Source organism: Geomonas anaerohicana, from assembly GCF_016458305.1.
GTDB classification, from domain to species: domain Bacteria; phylum Desulfobacterota; class Desulfuromonadia; order Geobacterales; family Geobacteraceae; genus Geomonas; species Geomonas anaerohicana.
Genome location: NZ_JAEMHL010000018.1, coordinates 1 through 18,448, shown reverse-complemented (window position 1 = coordinate 18,448; position 18,448 = coordinate 1). Strand labels below are relative to the sequence as shown.

The 18,448-nt window shown below is 63.8% G+C and carries 17 protein-coding genes; 5 read left to right on the top strand and 12 right to left on the bottom strand.

Annotated features, from left to right (window positions below; genetic code table 11):
- The first annotated feature begins 90 nt into the window (after nt 1-90).
- Nucleotides 91-756, top strand: coding sequence for an endonuclease III domain-containing protein (locus JFN91_RS20310; RefSeq protein WP_199390974.1), 666 nt, complete (start codon nt 91-93; stop codon nt 754-756).
- 12 nt (nt 757-768) lie between these two features.
- Nucleotides 769-1,980, top strand: a complete 1,212-nt coding sequence (locus tag JFN91_RS20305) for a hypothetical protein (protein ID WP_199390973.1) — start codon at nt 769-771, stop codon at nt 1,978-1,980.
- A gap of 77 nt (nt 1,981-2,057) precedes the next feature.
- Here JFN91_RS20305 and JFN91_RS20300 read toward each other — a convergent pair whose 3' ends face one another.
- Genes JFN91_RS20300 through rsmB form a run of 3 tightly spaced genes read right to left on the bottom strand, consistent with a single transcriptional unit; the run spans nt 2,058 to nt 4,710 of the window.
- Nucleotides 2,058-2,633: an NUDIX hydrolase gene (locus tag JFN91_RS20300; protein ID WP_236015285.1), complete on the bottom strand. Its 576-nt coding sequence runs from the start codon at nt 2,631-2,633 to the stop codon at nt 2,058-2,060.
- A gap of 53 nt (nt 2,634-2,686) precedes the next feature.
- Nucleotides 2,687-3,352 carry a ribulose-phosphate 3-epimerase gene (gene rpe, locus JFN91_RS20295; protein WP_199390972.1) on the bottom strand — a complete coding sequence of 222 codons (666 nt, stop codon included), beginning with the start codon at nt 3,350-3,352 and terminating at the stop codon, nt 2,687-2,689.
- An 8-nt stretch (nt 3,353-3,360) separates the two neighbouring features.
- Nucleotides 3,361-4,710, bottom strand: coding sequence for a 16S rRNA (cytosine(967)-C(5))-methyltransferase RsmB (gene rsmB / locus JFN91_RS20290; RefSeq protein ID WP_199390971.1), 1,350 nt, complete (start codon nt 4,708-4,710; stop codon nt 3,361-3,363).
- 152 nt (nt 4,711-4,862) lie between these two features.
- Here rsmB and JFN91_RS20285 point away from each other — a divergent pair, with 152 nt between their 5' ends.
- Entirely contained in the window at nt 4,863-5,423 is a 561-nt protein-coding gene (locus JFN91_RS20285) for a thioredoxin fold domain-containing protein (protein ID WP_199390970.1), read from the top strand.
- Between the two features lie 115 nt (nt 5,424-5,538).
- Nucleotides 5,539-6,969: a cardiolipin synthase gene (gene cls / locus JFN91_RS20280; protein WP_199390969.1), complete on the top strand. Its 1,431-nt coding sequence runs from the start codon at nt 5,539-5,541 to the stop codon at nt 6,967-6,969.
- Here cls and JFN91_RS20275 read toward each other — a convergent pair.
- From JFN91_RS20275 to JFN91_RS20255, 5 genes are all read right to left on the bottom strand, one after another.
- A complete protein-coding gene (locus JFN91_RS20275) occupies nt 6,874-8,034 on the bottom strand; it encodes a GGDEF domain-containing protein (protein WP_199390968.1) in 1,161 nt (386 codons plus the stop codon). The genes cls and JFN91_RS20275 overlap by 96 nt on opposite strands.
- A gap of 99 nt (nt 8,035-8,133) precedes the next feature.
- Nucleotides 8,134-8,958, bottom strand: a complete 825-nt coding sequence (locus JFN91_RS20270) for a metal ABC transporter permease (protein WP_199390967.1) — start codon at nt 8,956-8,958, stop codon at nt 8,134-8,136.
- Between the two features lie 10 nt (nt 8,959-8,968).
- A complete protein-coding gene (locus JFN91_RS20265) occupies nt 8,969-9,721 on the bottom strand; it encodes a metal ABC transporter ATP-binding protein (protein WP_199390966.1) in 753 nt (250 codons plus the stop codon).
- The gene (locus JFN91_RS20260) at nt 9,718-10,644 is read right to left on the bottom strand and encodes a metal ABC transporter substrate-binding protein (protein ID WP_199390965.1); all 927 of its coding nucleotides are present in this window, start codon (nt 10,642-10,644) and stop codon (nt 9,718-9,720) included. Before JFN91_RS20260 ends, JFN91_RS20265 begins: the two co-directional genes overlap by 4 nt.
- Entirely contained in the window at nt 10,641-11,075 is a 435-nt protein-coding gene (locus JFN91_RS20255) for a Fur family transcriptional regulator (RefSeq protein ID WP_199390964.1), read from the bottom strand. The genes JFN91_RS20260 and JFN91_RS20255 overlap by 4 nt, the downstream gene beginning before the upstream one ends.
- A 298-nt stretch (nt 11,076-11,373) precedes the next feature.
- Here JFN91_RS20255 and JFN91_RS20250 point away from each other — a divergent pair, with 298 nt between their 5' ends.
- Complete coding sequence (locus JFN91_RS20250) at nt 11,374-12,108, top strand: PilZ-like domain-containing protein (RefSeq protein ID WP_199390963.1); 735 nt, start codon at nt 11,374-11,376, stop codon at nt 12,106-12,108.
- Between the two features lie 163 nt (nt 12,109-12,271).
- Here the strand turns inward: JFN91_RS20250 and cobD are convergent, their stop codons facing one another.
- From cobD to JFN91_RS20230, 4 genes are all read right to left on the bottom strand, one after another.
- Nucleotides 12,272-13,351, bottom strand: a complete 1,080-nt coding sequence (cobD, locus tag JFN91_RS20245; protein WP_199390962.1) for a threonine-phosphate decarboxylase CobD — start codon at nt 13,349-13,351, stop codon at nt 12,272-12,274.
- A gap of 161 nt (nt 13,352-13,512) precedes the next feature.
- The gene (gene cbiB / locus JFN91_RS20240; protein ID WP_199390998.1) at nt 13,513-14,475 is read right to left on the bottom strand and encodes an adenosylcobinamide-phosphate synthase CbiB; all 963 of its coding nucleotides are present in this window, start codon (nt 14,473-14,475) and stop codon (nt 13,513-13,515) included.
- Nucleotides 14,475-16,937, bottom strand: coding sequence for a cobyric acid synthase (locus JFN91_RS20235; RefSeq protein WP_199390961.1), 2,463 nt, complete (start codon nt 16,935-16,937; stop codon nt 14,475-14,477). Before JFN91_RS20235 ends, cbiB begins: the two co-directional genes overlap by 1 nt.
- Before the next feature lie 187 nt (nt 16,938-17,124).
- Nucleotides 17,125-18,177 (bottom strand): cobalt-precorrin 5A hydrolase, encoded by a 1,053-nt coding sequence (locus tag JFN91_RS20230; RefSeq protein ID WP_199390960.1) that lies wholly within the window; start codon nt 18,175-18,177, stop codon nt 17,125-17,127.
- Nucleotides 18,178-18,448: the final 271 nt, after the last annotated feature.

Sequence of the window (18,448 nt, the reverse complement as noted above, 5' to 3'; positions counted from 1 at the left end):
CACGGAGGGTCCTATGCTGCTACCGTAGCCAAATCGGCCACCGGCTGGGGGCTCCCCGCCGGCGGCACTACCCGGCCCGGAGAAGAGAGATTGGCAGCAAACGACACCTCGACCCGCCTCCTCGAAATCTACGACGCGCTCTACCGTCGCTACGGCGCCCTTAACTGGTGGCCCGCTGACACCCCCTTCGAGGTCTGCGTCGGCGCTATCCTTACCCAGAACACCAACTGGCTCAACGTGGAGAAAGCAATCGCCAACCTGAAACGGGAGGGGCTCCTCTCGGCGGAGGCAATCCGGGAGGTACACCAGGAGCGGCTCGCCCACGCGATCCGCCCCTCCGGCTTTTTCAACGTGAAGAGCGTGCGGCTGAAAGGGTTCGTGCAGTGGCTCTTCGAGCGGCACGGCAGCCTGGATGCGATGTTCATCGGCGACTGGCAGGAACTGCGCGCAGAGCTGATTGCGGTCCCCGGCATCGGCCCGGAGACCTGCGACTCCATTCTCCTCTATGCCGGCGAGAAACCGTCCTTCGTGGTGGACGCCTACACCCGGCGCCTGTTTTCCCGGCTGGGGCTCGTCGGCGAGAAGGATGACTACCACCGGGTGCGCTCGCTGTTCATGGAGCACCTCCCGGGCGAGGTCCCGCTGTTCAACGAGTACCACGCACTGATCGTCGAGCAGTGCAAGCGCCACTGCCGCAAGAAACCTTCCTGCGAGGGCTGCCCGCTGGGCCGGGCCTGCTGCCTCGCCACCCCCTGACTACGGACCATCATGAAAAAATTCGCCAACGTCTTCCTGATCCTTTTCTTCGCCGACGGCTTCCTCTCCGTCTTGGACGAACTCTCCTCGCTGGTGGCCCCGGTAGCGCCGCTCACCCTGTTCAGGATTCAGGTGGCCAACTCGGTGCTGCTCCTCGCCATCCCCCTCTACCTCTGCCTGGGGATCGATCGGCGCCTCCCCAAGAAGCTCTTCATCCCGTTGATCGCCTTCCTGTTCGCCTGTCCGCTGGCGGCCTGGATGTTCCCGGTGTTGGCTGGGTCCAAGCTTTACGCAGTCGCCATGTCGCTCATACAACTGTGCGTCCCGCCGCTCATGATCGCGCGCTACCGCGACGCCAAGGACCCGGGGCTGACGCTGCCGGACTGGCGCTTTGAGGGACCCTTCTTCGAGGCCAGGAACACGCTGGTCTTCACCGGTGTGAACCTGGTACTTCTTCCCGTAATGCTGGCGACGCTGACCCTGTTCCTGGCCGACGCCTGGGCGTTGGGCAACACGGCCGGCTTCATCAGGGTGACGCCGCGCGGGCTCTACCTGACCGAGCGGGTGTACCGACGCGGCAACCAGACGCTGCGGCTGACGGGGATGGTGCATGTCGGGGAGAAGGGATATTACCAGGACGTAGCGGGGGCCCCGGCCCAGGGGCGGACCGTGGTGCTGGCGGAAGGGGTGACCGACAAGAAAGGGGCGCTGCAGCACCACTTCGATTACCGCGGCATAGCGAGCTTTCTCGGGCTTGCCTCGCAGGAAAAGATGCTCTTTAACGGGAAGGTGATCGACGAGAAGGGGCTTCAGGCGCCGCCCAAGCCGGTGGCCGGGAACCAGCCGGACATCCTGGTGGCGGATACCGATCTGAGCACCTTCCGTCCCGAGACGCTGCGTTTCCTGGACCAAGTAGGCAAGGAGCTGCAGAAGAGTCCGTCCTTCATGGAGGCGGCACTCAACCTGAACCGCTGGGCGGAGCGGAACGTCACCCCGGAAATGCAGGAGGTGATAATGGATGACATCCTGACCCGCCGCAACGAGGTGCTGCTGGGCTACCTGGACCAGGCGCTCAAGCGCTACGACACCGCGGTGGTCCCGTGGGGGGCGCTGCACATGAAAGGAATAGAGGCAGGGGTACTCAAGCGGGGTTTCGTGCTGCAGAAGGAGCAGAGGCGCCTCGCCATCGACCTGAAGCGGATCCTACTGACCAAAGCCCGTTAAAACCGAAAGGGGACTGGCTCCGCAAGGTGCCTGTCCCCTTTGTATCTGTCCCCTTTGCATCCTGCTGAAGAGCCCCGCTAGAACTGCTCCGACTCCTCCCCCGCCTGCTCCACCCCCCACAACACGTCCAGGAAGTTCTTCAGGATGCGGGCGGTCAGCCCCCAGATCTCGTCGTCGCCGTAGAGGTAGAAGTACATAGGGTAATTCTTGATCCCCTTGTGGTCCCAGTACTCGACCCGGTACACGCCGGGCTCGGAGAAGTGCGACAGCGGCACCTCGATGAGCCGTTCGATCTCGGCGTCGTTGACGGTGAGGACGTAGTTTTCCGGAAAGATGCCGACTACGGGGGTGACCAGGTAGTTGTGGATGGAGTGGCAGTCGTCCAGCTCACCGAGGATCTCGACGTCGGCGGGGTCGATGCCGACCTCCTCCCAGGCCTCACGGGTGGCGGTGTCGGCGCTGTCGCGGTCGCTTGGCTCGCAGCGCCCGCCGGGGAAGGAGATCTCGCCGCTGTGGTGGGTGAGGTGGGTGGTGCGCTTGGTGAAGAGGATGTGGTACTCCCCGTTCTTCATGAACAGGGGGAGCAGGACGGCGGCGGGGACCGGCCCCGCCTCCATGGCAACGCGCCGGCGCGCCGCGAGAGAGGTCTTCAACCTCTCCCTGATCGCGGCCGGCGACCCCGGCCGTTCCTGCCCGTTTTCGGCTATCAGAGCACCGGCTCCTTGGCCCGCCGCTTCAGCTCGGCGATGGTGGCCGCGTAGTCGGGCGAGTTGAAGACGGCGCTGCCGGCCACGAAGACGTCGGCGCCGGCGTGGGCGATGCGGGCGATGTTGTCCGTCTTGACGCCGCCGTCCACCTCGAGCTCCGCCTCCACGCCCCTGCGGTCCATGGTGGCGCGGAGCGCCTGGATCTTCGGGATGCAGGCCTCGATGAAGGACTGGCCGCCAAACCCGGGGTTCACGGTCATCAAGAGAATCAGGTCCAGTTCCTCCATGACGTAGTCGAGCACGTTCAAGGGGGTGGCCGGGTTGAGCGAGACGCCAGCCTTCTTGCCGAAGGACTTGATCAACTGGATGGTGCGATGCAGGTGGTTGGTCGCCTCGGCATGAACCACGATGATGTCGCTCCCCGCCTTGGCGAAATCCGGGATGTAGCGGTCCGGGTCCACGATCATCAGGTGCACGTCAAGCGGCAGCGTGGTCACCCGGCGCGCGGCCTCGACGATGAGCGGGCCGATGGTGATGTTGGGGACGAACTGGCCGTCCATTACGTCGATGTGGACGTAGTCGGCGCCCGCGGTCTCAATGGCCTTGATCTCCTCGCCCAGGCGGGCGAAATCGGCGGAAAGTATGGAAGGTGCAATCTTTTTCATAGGTTCTCCTACTTGATTTTCTTGAGACGGGCGGCAAAGAAGCCGTCCATGCCGTCGCGGTGCGGCCAGGTCCTGAAGAAGCCGCGCTCGGTAAAGAGCGGCGCAAACTCGGGGAAGAGCGTGCGCAGGTCCTCGGCGACGAATTCGGGATGCTCGCGCAGGAAGGTGTCGATGACGTACTCATTCTCCTGGACGCTGGTGGAACAGGTGGCGTAAAGGAGGGTCCCGTTTTTCTCCAGGTAGCGGCAGAGGTTCTCCAGGATGGTTACCTGGGTGCGCGCCTGCTGCAGCAGGTCGTCGGGGGACTTGCTCCACTTCCCTTCCGGGTTGCGCCGGATCACGCCCAGCCCCGAGCAGGGGGCGTCCACCAGGATCCTCTGGAAGGTGACCTCCTTGATGGCCGGCGACGGCGTGGTGGCGTCCATGGTGAAGGTGCGCACCGAGGTGATGCCGAGCCGGTCGCAGGTCTCCTTGATCAGCCTGAGCTTCTTATGGTTGACGTCGCAGGCGTAGATCTCGCCGGAGTCCCCCATGAGCTGGGCGATCTGGGTTGTCTTCCCGCCCGGGGCCGCGCAGGCGTCCAGCACCCGGTCACCCTTTTCCGGCGCCAGGAACAGGGGTGCCAGTTGCGAGGACTCGTCCTGCACGGTGAAGAGCCCGTCCCGGAAGGAAGGGAGCCGCGAGATGAGCCCGGACTGGTTCAGCCGGATGCCGTCCGGAGACCAGCGGGTCTCGCCGCAGTTGATCCCCTCCTCGGCCAGGCGCGCCATGAGCGCCTCGCGCGAGGTGCGCAGGGTGTTGACCCGGATGGTGAACGGCGGCGGCTCGGACATGGCGGCAGCGAGTTCCTCGGCCCCGTCCACACCCAACTGGTCGCACCACTGCCTGGTGAGCCAGGCGGGGTGAGAGTAGCGCACCGCCAGGTAGCCCACCGGGTTCTCGGCCCGGTCCGGGTAACTGATGTTGTCGCGGTTGCGGTCGGCGTTTCTCAGGATGGCGTTGATGAAGCCGGAAGCACGCGGCGCGAGCTCCTTGGCGAGCTTCACCGTCTCGTTCACCGCGGCGGAAACCGGCACGCGGTCCAGGAAGAAGCACTGGTACAGCCCCAGGCGCAACAGGAGCAGCACGTACAGCTCGAGCTTGTCGGTGCGCTGCTTGGAAAACTGCCCGATGATGTGGTCCAGGGTCCCCTGGCGGCGCAGCACGCCGTACACCAGTTCGGTGAGCAGGCCGCGATCGGCCCCCTTGATCATGTCCTTGGACAGTTCGTGGTCTATCAGGATGTCTGCGAAGGACTTCTCTTTTTCGATGCGAAGCAGGATATCGAAGGCGGCGCGGCGCGGGTTTTTGCTGGACAAAATACTTCCTTTCAGGCGTGAGTGTCTGGGCTGGGCCGGATTCATTATATGCATTTCGCCCAAAACTGCAAGCGGTTAGGGGACTTGACACATGAAATCCAAAGGCTACCCTTTAGCGTGGGTTTAATGATAACCGGGAGGAGGGTTTAACCATGATACCTTGGGAAGCGGACATGGGAAAAGCGCTGGCTCGGGCGAAGGCTGAACAGAAGACCGTTCTGCTCGAATTCTTCAGCCCGCAATGTATCGGATGCAAGCAGATGGAAGAGGTCACCTTCGCCGATGAGGCTGTGGTCAACTTCCTTTCGGACCGGGTGATTCCAGTCAGGGTTCCCGTTTCCTCCACCACCCAGACCGGCGACTTCCGCATCTCCTGGACCCCGACCCTGATCACCCTCGACCTGTACGGGCGCGAGCACCAGCGCACGGTCGGCTACCTCCCTCCCGACGAGATCGTCGGATCGGTGCTCTTGGGGATGGCCAAGGCGAGCCTGGACAACGGCCAGTTCAACGAGGCGGTGATCCAGTTAACCACCCTGTTGAACGGCTGCCCGAAATGCGCGGCGGCGCCCGAGGCGGTGTACCTGCGCGGCGTGGCCCGCTTCAGCTCGAGCCACGACCCCGCGGCCCTGAAGGACATCTACCAGCAGCTCTCCAAGGAGTACCCGGACAGCGACTGGACCAAGCGAGCCCAGCCCTTCACGCTGCTTTGATCTCCGCACCACCGGGTTGCCAATTTCCACCGGGGGGCGGCAGCCATGCCGCCCTCTTTTTAATTGATATGACGGCCTTGTGCCGGATGCGTTGTTGACGACAGGCTCAATCCTTATGGCACACGTGCTGGACCACATCTTCACCACACTTCTTTTGGTCTCCCTGACCTCGCTGGCCATCCTTTCCGCAGGTCACGCGCTGATCAACAAGCGCGATCCCCGGTCGGCACTGGGGTGGATCCTCACCTGCCTCGCCATCCCGTTTTTCGGCCCGCTCTTCTACTGGGGCATGGGGGTGAACCGGATCTACAGCCGCGCCAAGCGCTGGCACCGGGAAGCCGGCCCCGCCCCGGTCCTGCCCCAGCCGCCGGCCGACCTTCCCCCCACCAAACTCCCGGGAGAACTTTCCTACCTCAGGGAATTGCGCAACCTTTCCGAACGCGTGGTGAGCACGCAGCTCCTGCCCGGCAACCACCTGGTCCCCCTGGAAAACGGCGAGGAGGCCTATCCCGCCATGCTCGCCGCCATCGACGCGGCACAGTCCTCGGTGCACCTTTCCACCTACATCTTCGATGGCGACGAGACCGGGAAACGCTTCATCAGGGCGCTGACGCGGGCGGCGAACCGGGGGGTGGAGGTGCGGGTCATCGTGGACAGCCTGGGGGAAAAGTACTCGGTGCCCACGGCGTGGGAACTGCTGAAGGGTTCCAAAGTGGAGTTCATGCGGTTTCTCCCCCTGCGGCCGGGGGGATACATGAACCTGCGCAACCACCGCAAGATCATGGTGGTGGACGGGATGACCGGCTTTACCGGGGGGATGAACATCGGCAGCAGGCACATGGTCAACGGCCCGCCGCCGGTGGTGAAAGACCTGCACTTCCAGGTTACCGGCCCGGTGGTCGCCGACCTGCAGCGCACCTTCCTGGAAGACTGGCACTTCGCCAAGGGAAAACAGCTCACCGACGCGCGCTACTTCCCCCCGCTCTCCGAGGCGGGGACGGCCCTGGTGCGGGCGGTCAGCGACGGCCCCGACAAGGACTTCAGGAAGCTGAACTGGATCATCCTGGGGGCGCTCTCCTGCGCCAGGCGCACGGTCACCATCGTAACCCCCTACTTCATCCCGGACCGGCCGCTCATCTCGGCCCTGATCACCGCCGCACTGCGCGGCGTGGAGATCACCCTGGTGCTCCCGGAAGTCAACAACCTCCCATACGTGCAGTGGGCCAGCAACTCCTACCTGTGGGAGCTTTTGCAGCAGGGTGTGTGCATCTACGCCCAGCCAGCCCCCTTCGTGCACAGCAAGTTCATGGTGGTGGACCGTAGCTGGAGCCTGATCGGCAGCGCCAACCTCGACCCCAGAAGCCTCAGGCTCAACTTCGAATTCAACCTCGAGGTCTACGACCTCAACTTTGCCGCCCAACTCGAGGACCGCTGCCAAGCCACGCTGGCGCTATCTCGTGAGATCACCCTCGCCGAGGTGGACGCCCGCTCGCTTCCCGTCAAGCTTCGGGACGCGGCCGCGAAGCTGTTCTCCCCGTACCTGTAGTTGCTCCCGCTCCCCCGCCTGCTCCCGCTCCGATTCCGCCAGTGACACCCGGTTCTTGCCCAGCCGCTTGCTGCGGTACATGGCCAGGTCCGCCTGCTTCACCACGCTCTTCAGGTCGTCGCCGTCCCAAGGGAAAGAGGCGATCCCTGCCGACAGGGTGCAGTCGATCATGTCGCCTTCGTAGCTGAAAGGGCAGGAGTTCATGGCACGGACGATGCGCTCCACCGCGGGGAGGATCTGCTCCTTGTCGTGGTCGGCATAGAGGATGATGAACTCGTCCCCGCCGAAGCGGGCCGCGATGTCGCTCTCCCGGATGTTGGAGCGGATCACCCGTGCGGTCCACTTGATCAGCTCCGTCCCGGCCAGATGGCCGTAGCGGTCGTTGATCTGCTTCAGGTTGTCGGCGTCCAGCATACAGATGGCGAAGGGGGTCCGGTAACGGCGTGAAACCCGTTCCTGCTGCAGGGCAAGCGCCTCAAAACTGCGCATGTTGTTCAGTTCGGTGAGGTCGTCGGTAAGCGACAGGCGCTCGACTTCGGCGTGGGCGGCCTCGGTCTCGCCGGCCAGGATGGCGCCGACATGGGCGATCAGGATGAAGGGGAAAACGCGGATCAGGTAACCCGGCACCTGGCTCCAAAGCGGCGGGGACTCACCGGCAGCCAAGAGGGAATAGGAGGCAACCGCGAGCCCGGCCATGAGGTAGGTGATGCGCCTTCCCAGCGTGAGCGAGGTCGCCATCAGCACCAGGTAAATGGCAGAGATGAAGGGGCTGTCGGTCCTGCCGGTGAACCAGCAGACGGCGAGCAGGTAGACCAGCAGCAGCACCAACTCCAGCGAGGCCTTCAGTTGGCCGTTGGGGAGCAGGCGTCGCGTGAAGAGCAGGGAGATCACAAGGACAAGCGAAGCAATGGCCACCCACGTGGCGCCGGGATGCGGCAGGGGGACCAGGTAGATGTCGAGCAACACCAGCCCGACCAGGAGTGACGCGATCACCCCCAGCACCCGGTTATGGCCGGCGAACCTCTCGCCGACCTGCGCAGTTACCCATCCCTTTGCCTCTATCATCCCGCCGCCTCGTCAGGTAATGGCGGAAAAATCCGCCATTGTCCTTATCGGCGGTGCTCCCGGAAAGTTAATCGGGCAGGTAAAAAAAGTGGCGCAGCTTCAGGGGTGCCGCAGCAAGGTGCGGGCGGCAAAGGCGCAGAGAAAAACGATGAAGTTGATCAGCACGATGGTGGCACCGGTGGGGAGGTTCATGACGAACGAGAGGGAAATACCGCAGATGACGGTGGCCACCCCGATTCCCGCCGCCGATACGATGGCGGTCTTGAAGCCCTTGGCGATCTGCAGGGCCGAGACGGCCGGGAGGATGAGGAGCGCCGAGATCAGCATGATGCCCACCACCTTCATGGCAAGCACCACGGTGAGGGCGGTCAAGAGCACGAGCACCGTGTTGATGCGGTCCGTGTTGAGGCCTGAGCTCTTGGCGAGTTCCTCGTCGAAGGTGCTGGCGAAGAGTTCGTTGTAGAACATGATCACGCCGGCGATGACGATGACAAACAGCGCGGCCGCGATACACAGCTCGCTGGAACTGATGGAGAGGATGTTGCCGAAGAGGTAGCTGAAAAGGTCGACGTTGAAGCCGCCGGCAACGCTGGCGAGCAGCACGCCGGTCGCGATGCCGATGGCGGAGACCATGCCGATGGCGGCGTCACCGTAGATCCGTGCCTTCTGGGCCAGCTTCAGGATGCCCAGGGCTGACGCCAGCACCACCGGGATGATGGAGAGGGTCATGTAGACCGAGTGCAGCCGGAAGAAAAGTGCCAGCGCCACGCTGCCGAAGGTGACGTGGGCCAGGCCGTCGCCGATCAGCGAAAGCCTGCGCAGCACGAGGAACACCCCGAGCACAGAGCAGAGGATCGCGATCAGCGACCCGCCGACAAGCGCCCTCTGCATAAAGCCGTAGCTGAGCATCTCGTTCAGATTCATTTCAAAACCTCTAATGCCTATGGCAAACCAGGTGCTGCCCGTGCTCACCGAAGAACCCGGTCATCTCGCTGGAGTTGCAGAAATCGTCAAAACTGCCGTAGAAGACCACCTTTTTGTCCAGGTACAAAAGGTGCGAGGCGTACTTGCCTATGGTGGCCGTGTCGTGGGTGACCAGGAGCACGGTGCACTGCTTCTCCCGGTTCATCTCGAAGATGAGCTTGTAGAAACTCTCCCTGGTCTCCGGGTCGAGCGCCGTGGTCGGCTCGTCCATGACCAGCAGCGCCGGGTCGTTCACCAGCGCCCGGGCCAGCAGCACCCGCTGCCTCAGCCCACCGGAGAGCTCCCCGATCATCGCACCCCTGATGTGGGAGATCCCCATCCACTCCATGGTCCGGTCCACGGCCCAGGCGTCGTCGCGGTTGAAACGGCGCGGGAATTTCTTGGCGGAGAGCCGCCCCAGGCGGATAACCTCGTCCACGGTGGCCGGGAAGTGCGGGTTGAAGAACTGCAGCCCCTGCGGCAGGTAGCCGATCCGGTGCCAGTCGCGGAAGGAGGCCTGCGGCGTCCCCAAAACCGAGACCTCTCCTGAGGTGGGTGCCAGCAGTTGCAGGATGATCTTGATCATGGTGCTCTTGCCCGACCCGTTGGGGCCGCAGATCCCGACGTAGTCACCGGCGTTAACGCTGAAGCTGATGTCCTGCAGCACCTCGCTGCCGTGGTAGCCGGCGCAGAGGTTGCGCACGCTGAGAGCTTTTTCGTTCATTGCAGTCCCGTCTTCAGGTTGCGGAGATTTTCTTCCATGAGGGAGATGAAGGTGACGCCGCGCTGCAGGTCGTCCTTGGTCACGTTGTGCCCGGCGCGCAGCATGAGCACCTTGGCGCCGGTCTCGCGGGCGATGGTCTCGGCGATCCGGGGGCTCAGCAGCTCCTCGGTATAGACGTAGTTCAGGTGCTCGCGGCGCATCACCTGCACCAGTTCGGCCAGCTTCGCCGGGGTGGGCTCGGCATCGGCGTTCACCGCCGAAGCGGAGATGTATTTCAGTCCATAGCGCCGGGCGAGATAGCCGAAAGCGTAGTGCCCCCCATGCAGCAGCACCTTCTTCGGGCACTGGGCCAGGGTCTCCTTATATTGCTGATCCAGGGCTGCCAACTGGCCGTCCAGCTTGGCGGCGTTCTGCTGATAGAAAGCCTTGTTGGCAGGATCGCGCGCGACGTAGGCGGCCAGTATGTTCCTGGCGATGGTACGGGCGTTGTCGAAGTCGAGCCAGATGTGGGGATCCACACCCTTCCCTTCGTGGGCGTCATGCTCGCAGCGGTGCTGGTCCGACACCGGCCCCTGCATCAGCGGGATTCCCTTTCCCCCCTCGACCACCTCGACCTTGCCGCGGTCCAGGCCGGAGATGATGTTGGCCGCCCACGGCTCCATGGCCGCATTGGTATAGATGAAGAGGTCGGCACGGTTCACCCGGACCACGTCCTCCGGGCGCGGCTCGAAGGAATGCGGCTCGACGCCGGGCGGGAGCAGCAGGGTCACCGTGGCCCGGTTCCCCCCGATGGTCCTTGCGAAGTCGTAGAGCGGGAACAGGGTGGTCACCACCTGGATTTTGCCGTCCGTTTGCTTCTTCTCACTGCTGCATCCCGGCACCACCAGGAGCAGCGCCAGAAGAAAGCTCATCAGCAATTTCATTGTTTTTCCCCGTTGTCGGCGCAGCCGCCGCACAGTCCGTTCAACTGCAGGATGTGCGAGAGCACCTTCCCGCCGTTACGCTTGGACACTTCCTGCTCCAACGCTTCGATGCCGCAAGCCGGGATATCCTCGACCTTGCGGCATGAAAGGCAGACGAAGTGGTGATGGTGCTCGCGGTTGCTGCAGAAATAGTAGTAAAGCTGGCGATTAGGGTGGATCACCTTGGAAAGGACGCCGCTCGCAGAGAGTTCCTCGAGGTTACGGTACACCGTGGGAAGGCCCAGCCGGTCGAAACGATCCTTCAACCTCTTCCACAGTTCCTCCGGGCTTGCGTATCCCGGCTCCGCCTCGAGCATCTCGAGGATCGCCAGCCTCTTCGGCGTCGCCTTCATGCCGGCGGCCTTCAAGGCCGATGCGTGACGCTGGTCCATACCCGCCTCTAAATAGAAATGATTTCGTTTTAGGATAGCCAGCATGGTCTTCTTGTCAAGAAAAATATTGTAATTAAAAGACGCTTTGCGTTAAGATTCCAGCGCTTCCGGTGATATGGCACAACTCATTCCGGTCTTTGACGGAGCAACCGTGTCATGATTAAAAGACCTGAAGGGGGCAACCTCGTCAGATCAGCAAGTTGGACGCCCCACCGTTGTCCGGGGCATCCTTGGCGTCTGTATTGCATCCGTAAACGGCTGTTGCTATGCGGTTATTTCATTTGGTGGGCGGCGTCACATGCAAAACGGAACCTACAACTATAAGGACTACTTCCAGCCTGGCCAAAAAGCCCGGGTCGAAGTGGCATTGTCGGGGGATACGGTTTTCAATGACGGCGCGATAGTCACCGAGATAAACGACGCCGAAGTCCGCCTGAGGCTCTCCCGCGAGAAACTCCCCGAGGGGGTTCTACTGCGGCCCGAAGCGCCGCTGGTGGTCCGGGTCGGCGTTGGCGGCAACAGCTATCGATGTAAAGGGGTAGTGCTGGACGACCAGGGTGAGGAAGATCTGCGGGTCGCCTTCACCGACCGCGTGATGCCCGAGGACCAGAGGGAATATTTCCGCCTCAGCACCGACATCCCCGTCATCCTGTTCAATGTGACCGCGGGGACCGCCGAGGAAAGCGGCACCGCGGGATTGCGGGTAGCGTCGCAGAGCAGCCTGCCCAGGATCGTCAACATCAGCGGCGGCGGGTTACGTACCGAGACCGAGATGGAGATGACGCGGGACGACATCGTCTATGCCACCTTCCATCTGCCGCTGCCCGAGCCGAAAGTTGTGCCGGTGGTTGCCCAGGTGATGCACTGCGACAAGATCGACAGCGGCGATGGCGTGATCCACAGTGCCGGTCTGCGTTTCATGCATATCAACGAGCGGGACCGCGACGCCATAGTCCGTTACGTCTGCAACGAAGAGATCAAGCGTATCAGGCTGTGCCGCAAGGACTTCTACTCACTTTCGAATGCTTCGTAATTGCTCATAGGACAGCGAGAAGCATGTAATGCCGCAACTGACAAGGCCAACCGGGCATCCGGTTGGCCTTTTTTTCTTGCTTCGTCCCGAACGCCCCAGCCCCCAACGTCCTCCCCTTGTGAAAGGGGAGACAGAGGGGATTTGCCTTTCCGTGCCCCAAAACCTACCCCAACTCCGCCGCCACCGCCCGCAGCAGCAAATCATCCTCTTCCTCGAGCCTTACCGCCACCCTGAAGAAGCTGGCATCCAGCCCCTGGAAGTTGCCGCAGTCCCGGATCAGTATCCCCTTGGCAAGCAGCGCCTCGCGCAACTGCCTCGCGCTCATCCCCTGGCGCAGAATCCGAACCAGCACGTAATTGGCCCGCCCGCTGAAAACCTGCAGCCCCGGGATCTCCGTGAGCGCGGCCGCAAGTCTCGCACGCTCCCGGTCGATGTAGCTCCTGGTGCGGCGGCAGTACTCTTGATCCGCCAGCGAAGCGATGCCGGCCACCTGGGCCGCGGTATTGACGTTCCAGGGGTCCTGCTGCGCGACGATCTGCGCAATAGTGTCCGCAGCGGCAATGGCGTAACCCAGGCGCAGCCCAGGAATGCCGAAGAACTTGGTCATGGAGCGGAGCAGAACCGCGCGCGGGTTGCCACGTACCAGGTGCTTCGCCGACTCCTCCTCGCAGAAATCTATGAAGGCCTCGTCGAGCACCAGGAAGGTGCCGCTCTCCCGGCACAGGTCGATGACCCGGGTGACGTCCTGCAACGGCAGGAGGTTGCCGGCCGGGTTGCCGGGATTGCACAGGAACAGCATGTCGTACCCGGCAGAGAGCCTTTCCCCCAGCGCAGCCGTATCGAGTGCAAAATCGACGTCGGGCGACAGGGTGAAGTAGTCGATCTGCCACCCCGCCCGCTCCAGGGCCAGGGCATATTCCGCAAAGGCCGGCGCCACGACCAGCGCCTTGCGCCCGGCGAAGGTGCGCGGCAGCAGGTGTATCAGTTCCGTCGAGCCGTTGGCGACGGCGATCTCGGCAGATTCCACGCCGTGGTAGCCGGCCAGCGCCTGCTTCAGCTCGGTGGCCCCCTTGTCCGGATAATGGAGCAGGCGGTCCAGGCTCTGCGTCAGCGCCTCGCGCACCCCCGGAGCCATCCCCAGCGGATTGATGCTGGCGGAAAAATCGATGATCCGCTCCGGCGCCAGCCCGAGGTTCCTGGCCACAGCAAAGACGTTGCCGCCATGTTCATGTGCGATTGCCATACGTTACCTTTTCCGCCTCCGACAGTGCGGCTGCCCCGCCGTCCCTCGCGTCCCCTCCCCCGGAGGGGGAGGGCCAGGGAGGGGGATACATCCTTTCGCTGACTGCGTCCCCCCCCTCCAACCTCCCCCTCCGGGGGGAGGCATATACAGGCGTACCCCTTTTAAAAACGTCCTGCTACTGCCACTCCTAGCAGCCAACCAGCCACCAGCAGCGCTTCGCTGCCGTACATCAGCCGCACCACCCCGGCGTAGCTCGCCTGGGACAGCGGCAATACCGGGTCGCCGATGGTCGGCTTCTCCACGATCTTTCCGAAGTAGCGGTTCGCCCCGCCCAACCTGACACCGAGCGCACCCGCGGCCGCCGCCTCGGGAAATCCGCTGTTGGGCGAGGAATGGTTCCTGCCGTCCCGGCGCAAAATCCGCCAGGCACCGCCACCGTTCAACCCGCACAGCGGCGCCGCCAGCACCATGAGGAGCCCGGTCAGCCGCGCCGGAAGGTAATTGGCCAGATCGTCAAAGCGTGCCGACGCCCAGCCATACTCCAGGTAGCGCTCGTTCTTGTAGCCGACCATGGAATCGAGCGTGTTCACCGCCTTGTAAGCGATGGCCAGCGCGGGGCCGCCCAGCACCAGGTAGAACAGCGGGGCGATCACGCCGTCGCCGGTGTTTTCCGCCACGGTCTCCACCGCGCCCCGGATGATCTCCGGCTCGTCCAGCTCAGCGGTCTCGCGCCCGACGATGTACGACAGCGCCACCCTGGCGGCGGGAAGATCGCCATCTTGCAGCGCCCGCACCACCTTGGCCGACTCCAGGTGCAGCGAGCGCGCCGCCAGCGAAACCCAGGCAAGGTAGAGGGAGACCACAAAGCCGGCTGCCGGGGCAAGCTGGGCAGCGGCATAGATGAGCGACGCCGCCAGCACATAACTGACGCCGACGGTGATCACCAGCAGTGCCACACCAGCCACGCGTGCGTTCGGGATCATGCGGCGCAGCGGCTTTTCCAGCGAAGATATCAACTCGCCGATACCGACCACCGGATGCGGCAAAGCACGCGGGTCCCCTAGGGCCAGGTCCAGCAGCACGGCGCCAAGCACTACGGCAATGTTGGCGTCAATGGACATCATCATGCGAGGGTGGGTTCAGAGCCCCCCTCCCGACCTCCCCCCTCCGGGGGGAGGAGGATCGGCTCCTGGCGATTCTCTTGAACAGCCAACGCTGCATGGCTCCCTCCCCCGGAGGGGGAGGGTTGGGGAGGGGGAACCCGCCGTGGCGAGATGCCGCAGATCTGGAAGATCCGCTCCAGGTCGAGGTGCTTTTCCATGTGCACCGCGAGCTCATCGAACGGGTCGGGCGCAAGCGCCGCTTCCGCCCGCTCCGGGATCCCCTTCTGCCGCCTGATCCGGTTCAGGAATCCGGTACGGAAAGCATGGTTGTCGAAGATCCCGTGCAGGTAGGTGCCGAACACTCTGCCATCGGCGGAGACGGCACCATCTTCCAGGTCGGTGTCCGCCCCGGAACGGCTGCTGATCCGCGCGAACGGGCTCGCGCCGCTGCCGAGCACGCTTTCGCCCATGTGAATCTCGTACCCGGCGACAGCGGCACTGCATCCCGGCGCCACCCCCAGCCCGGCCGGCAGCAACTCGCCTTCGGCCTGGTGGGTCTGCTTCTCCTTGAGCATGGTGGTCACCACGTCCAGGAGTCCCAAGCCCTCCGTGCTTTCCAGACCGGACTCCACCCGGTCCGGGTCGTTCACGGTAGCGCCGAGCATCTGGTAGCCGCCGCAGATGCCGACCACCGGCCCCTGGTAGCGGCACAGGGCATCGGCGATCCCCTGCTCTTTGATGGCGACGAGATCGGCGATGGTCGACTTGGTCCCCGGGATGATGACGAGGTCCATGGTCTCCACCAGCCAGGGCGAATGGATGTAGTAGAGGTCCACATCCGGCTCCGCCTCGAGAACTGAGAAATCGGTGTAGTTGGAGATGCGCGGCAGGCGCACCACGCCCACGCGTAACTTCTCGGCAGAACGCAGCCCCTTGGGTGCCGCCGGCTTCTTCTGCAGTGCAACGCTGTCCTCTTCCGGGAGGGCAAGCCCCTTGAACCAGGGGAGCACGCCCAGGACCGGGACGCCGGTGCGCCGCTCCACGTACTCGATGCCCGAGTCGAGCAGCGAGACGTCGCCGCGGAACTTGTTGATGATGACACCCTGCACCAGCGCCTTCTCTTCCGGCGTGAGCAGTTCGAGGGTGCCGACGATCTGCGCGAAGACGCCGCCCCGGTCGATGTCCGCCACCAGGATCACCGGTGCACCGGCCATGGCTGCTACCTTGAGGTTAGCAATGTCGTGCTCGCGCAGGTTGATCTCGGCGATGCTCCCGGCCCCTTCCATGACGATGAAGGAAAAGCACTCGCGCAGCCTCTGGAAACTCTCCCGCACTTTCAGGAAGGCCTCCGGCTTGTAGGCGTTGTACTCCTTGACGCCCATGTTGCGCACGACCTTGCCCTGCACGATCACCTGGCTGCCGGTATCGGAGTTGGGCTTCAACAGGATCGGGTTCATGTCGGTGTGGGGCGGGATGCCGCACGCCTCGGCCTGCACGCCCTGGGCGCGCCCGATCTCGCCCCCTTCGGGGGTCACCGCCGAGTTGAGCGCCATGTTCTGGGACTTGAAAGGAGCGACCGAGAGCCCGTGGCGCTTGAGGATACGGCAGAAACCGGCGGTGAGCACCGATTTACCCACGTCGGACCCGGTGCCGCAGAACATCACGGCGTGCGGATCGGTGCTCGGGGCATCGGCATGCGCCCCCGTGCCCCGTTTCCTGCGGTTGGGATTCTGGCTCTCGCCGCGGGTGGCGTAACCGCGCGGGGTGACGATCCTGCCGTCCTTGCAGAGCCGGGTCGAGGCGTTGCCGACGATGACGATGGAGAACATGTCGATCGGGTGGTTCAGCATGTCGCCCAAGGTTGTGACGATGCGCTCCTCGCCGTCCCGGCAGGCGTTGCGGACGATGCCGACCGGTACCTGCGGGCCGCGCGCCGCGATCAGGATGGCAGCCGCCTCCTCGATCTGCGTGGTGCGCCCCTTGCTGCGCGGGTTGTACAGTGCCACCACGAAATCCGCCTCGGCCGCGGCCCTCAGTCGTTGACGGATCTTATCGAGCGGGGTCAGCAAGTCGGAGAGGGAGATGACGGCGAAGTCGTGCATGAGCGGCGCGCCAAGGACCGACGCCGCGGCCTGCACTGCCGAGACACCCGGAATAACGACGACCTCGACGCCCTCGGGCGCGTCCGGTTCGTCGGCCAGTTCCAGCGCCAGGCCGGCCATACCGTAGATCCCGGCGTCGCCGCTGGAAACGAGCGCCACCGTCTTGCCGGACGCGGCGATGGTGAGGGCTTGGGAGCAACGCTCAACCTCGCGCATCATGCCGGAGGAATAAAGGATCTTGCCGGCAAGAAGCGGCTGAATGAAGTCGAGGTAGGCCTGGTAGCCGACGATGACATCTGCGTCCTCGATCGCCTGACGCGCCTCGATGGTCATGTGGTTCAGCCCGCCGGGGCCGATCCCTACAACGTAGAGCTTGGACATTAAACTGGAACCTCTATCTCTTTGATTACCGCTTGCACATCGACCGCCGCGCCTTTTCTCCCACATCCTCCCGCCCCCGGAGGGGGAGGGTCGGGGAGGGGGTGCAACTTCGGCTGTTTACTGCAGCCCCCCTCCCAGCCTCCCCCCTCCGGGGGGAGGAGCGTGGACTGGAGGAGCTATGGTGCTTTTATTTATTCGGCAACTGCGCAATAGCGAGGGTGACGTTGCCGTCCTTCACCTTGTGCAGCTGCAGCTTGCCACCCGCAGCGGCGAGCAGCGCGGCCGGTTCGGCGACCCCGCGCGCCCCGATGGCGGCGAAGGCATGCTCCGACGGCGGTGAGGGGGCGTCGACGCCGTTCAATTCATCGCTGCCGAAAAAGATCAGCGGGAAACCCTTCTTCTCCGCGTAGGTCAGCAGCCCCTCTTCATCGGCCTTTGCCTGGGCGCTGGCCAGACACCTGATGCTCCGCTCCGACAGGGAGAGCTGCGCCAGGTGGCGGGCAACAACGGACTCGATCTCGTCCGCCGTAGTGCCGCGGTTACAGCCGATACCGAGGCAGAGATCGACCGGGCGCAGCACCAGGGTCCGTTGCAGGTCGATTCCGGCCGGCACCAGCCTGTTGGTCACCAGCACCACGCCCTTGGCGCCGCTTTGTAACGCGTGCTCCCAATCTTCCGCAAAGAGGAGGTTCCCCTTCCCGCCGCAGTACGCCGCCACCTTTCCGGTCGGGTCAATAACCGCAATCTCTTTCCCCTCCAGGAGCAGCGCGTTCAGCACCTTGACCCGGGACAGATCCTCGATGCGCCAGCCATTCTCCTTGGCCAGCATGTCGAAGGAAGGGAGATCGTTGGCGTCGGTCGCGGTGGTGATCACCGCCGTGGCGCCGGCAAGATCGGCGCATTGGGAGGCGAGAGCGTTGGCGCCTCCAAGATGGCCGGAGAGGAGGGAGATGGAGAAATGCCCCGCATCGTCCATCGCCACGACTGCCGGGTCCTGCTCTTTGCCCTGCAGCAGGGGCGCAATGGAGCGGACCACGATGCCGGTGGCCATGATGCAGACGAACCCGTCGAAATCGGCCCACAGCCGTGCCAGGAGCGTCGGCACCCGTTCCGAGAACGGCACCGCCTCGTCCGCGGCATGCTTCTCCAGAACGAAGAGCGTGCCCTGCGGCAGTCCGCGCCTGAGCGTCGTACCCAGCCCGGCGCCGTTGGCGGTTATGGCGATGATGGCAACACGCATATGGAATATGGACCTTTCTGCAGAGAAGGTGCGCAGCAGAAGGGACTGGCTCCGTCAGGTTGCCTGTCCCTCTAGCGGAACGCTCCTTTCAGCTCGGCCAGCGCCCCCCCAGCACCAAGGGGGACAGGCACCTGGCGGAGCCAGTCCCCTATAATTGCAGGTATTCCCAGGGGGTTAGCGTAGAACCTAGAACATAGATGTTGAGTGCCACGACATCGTGGACAGATTTTGATGCCAGGACATCGTGGACACTCGTTCCCTCAACGTAATT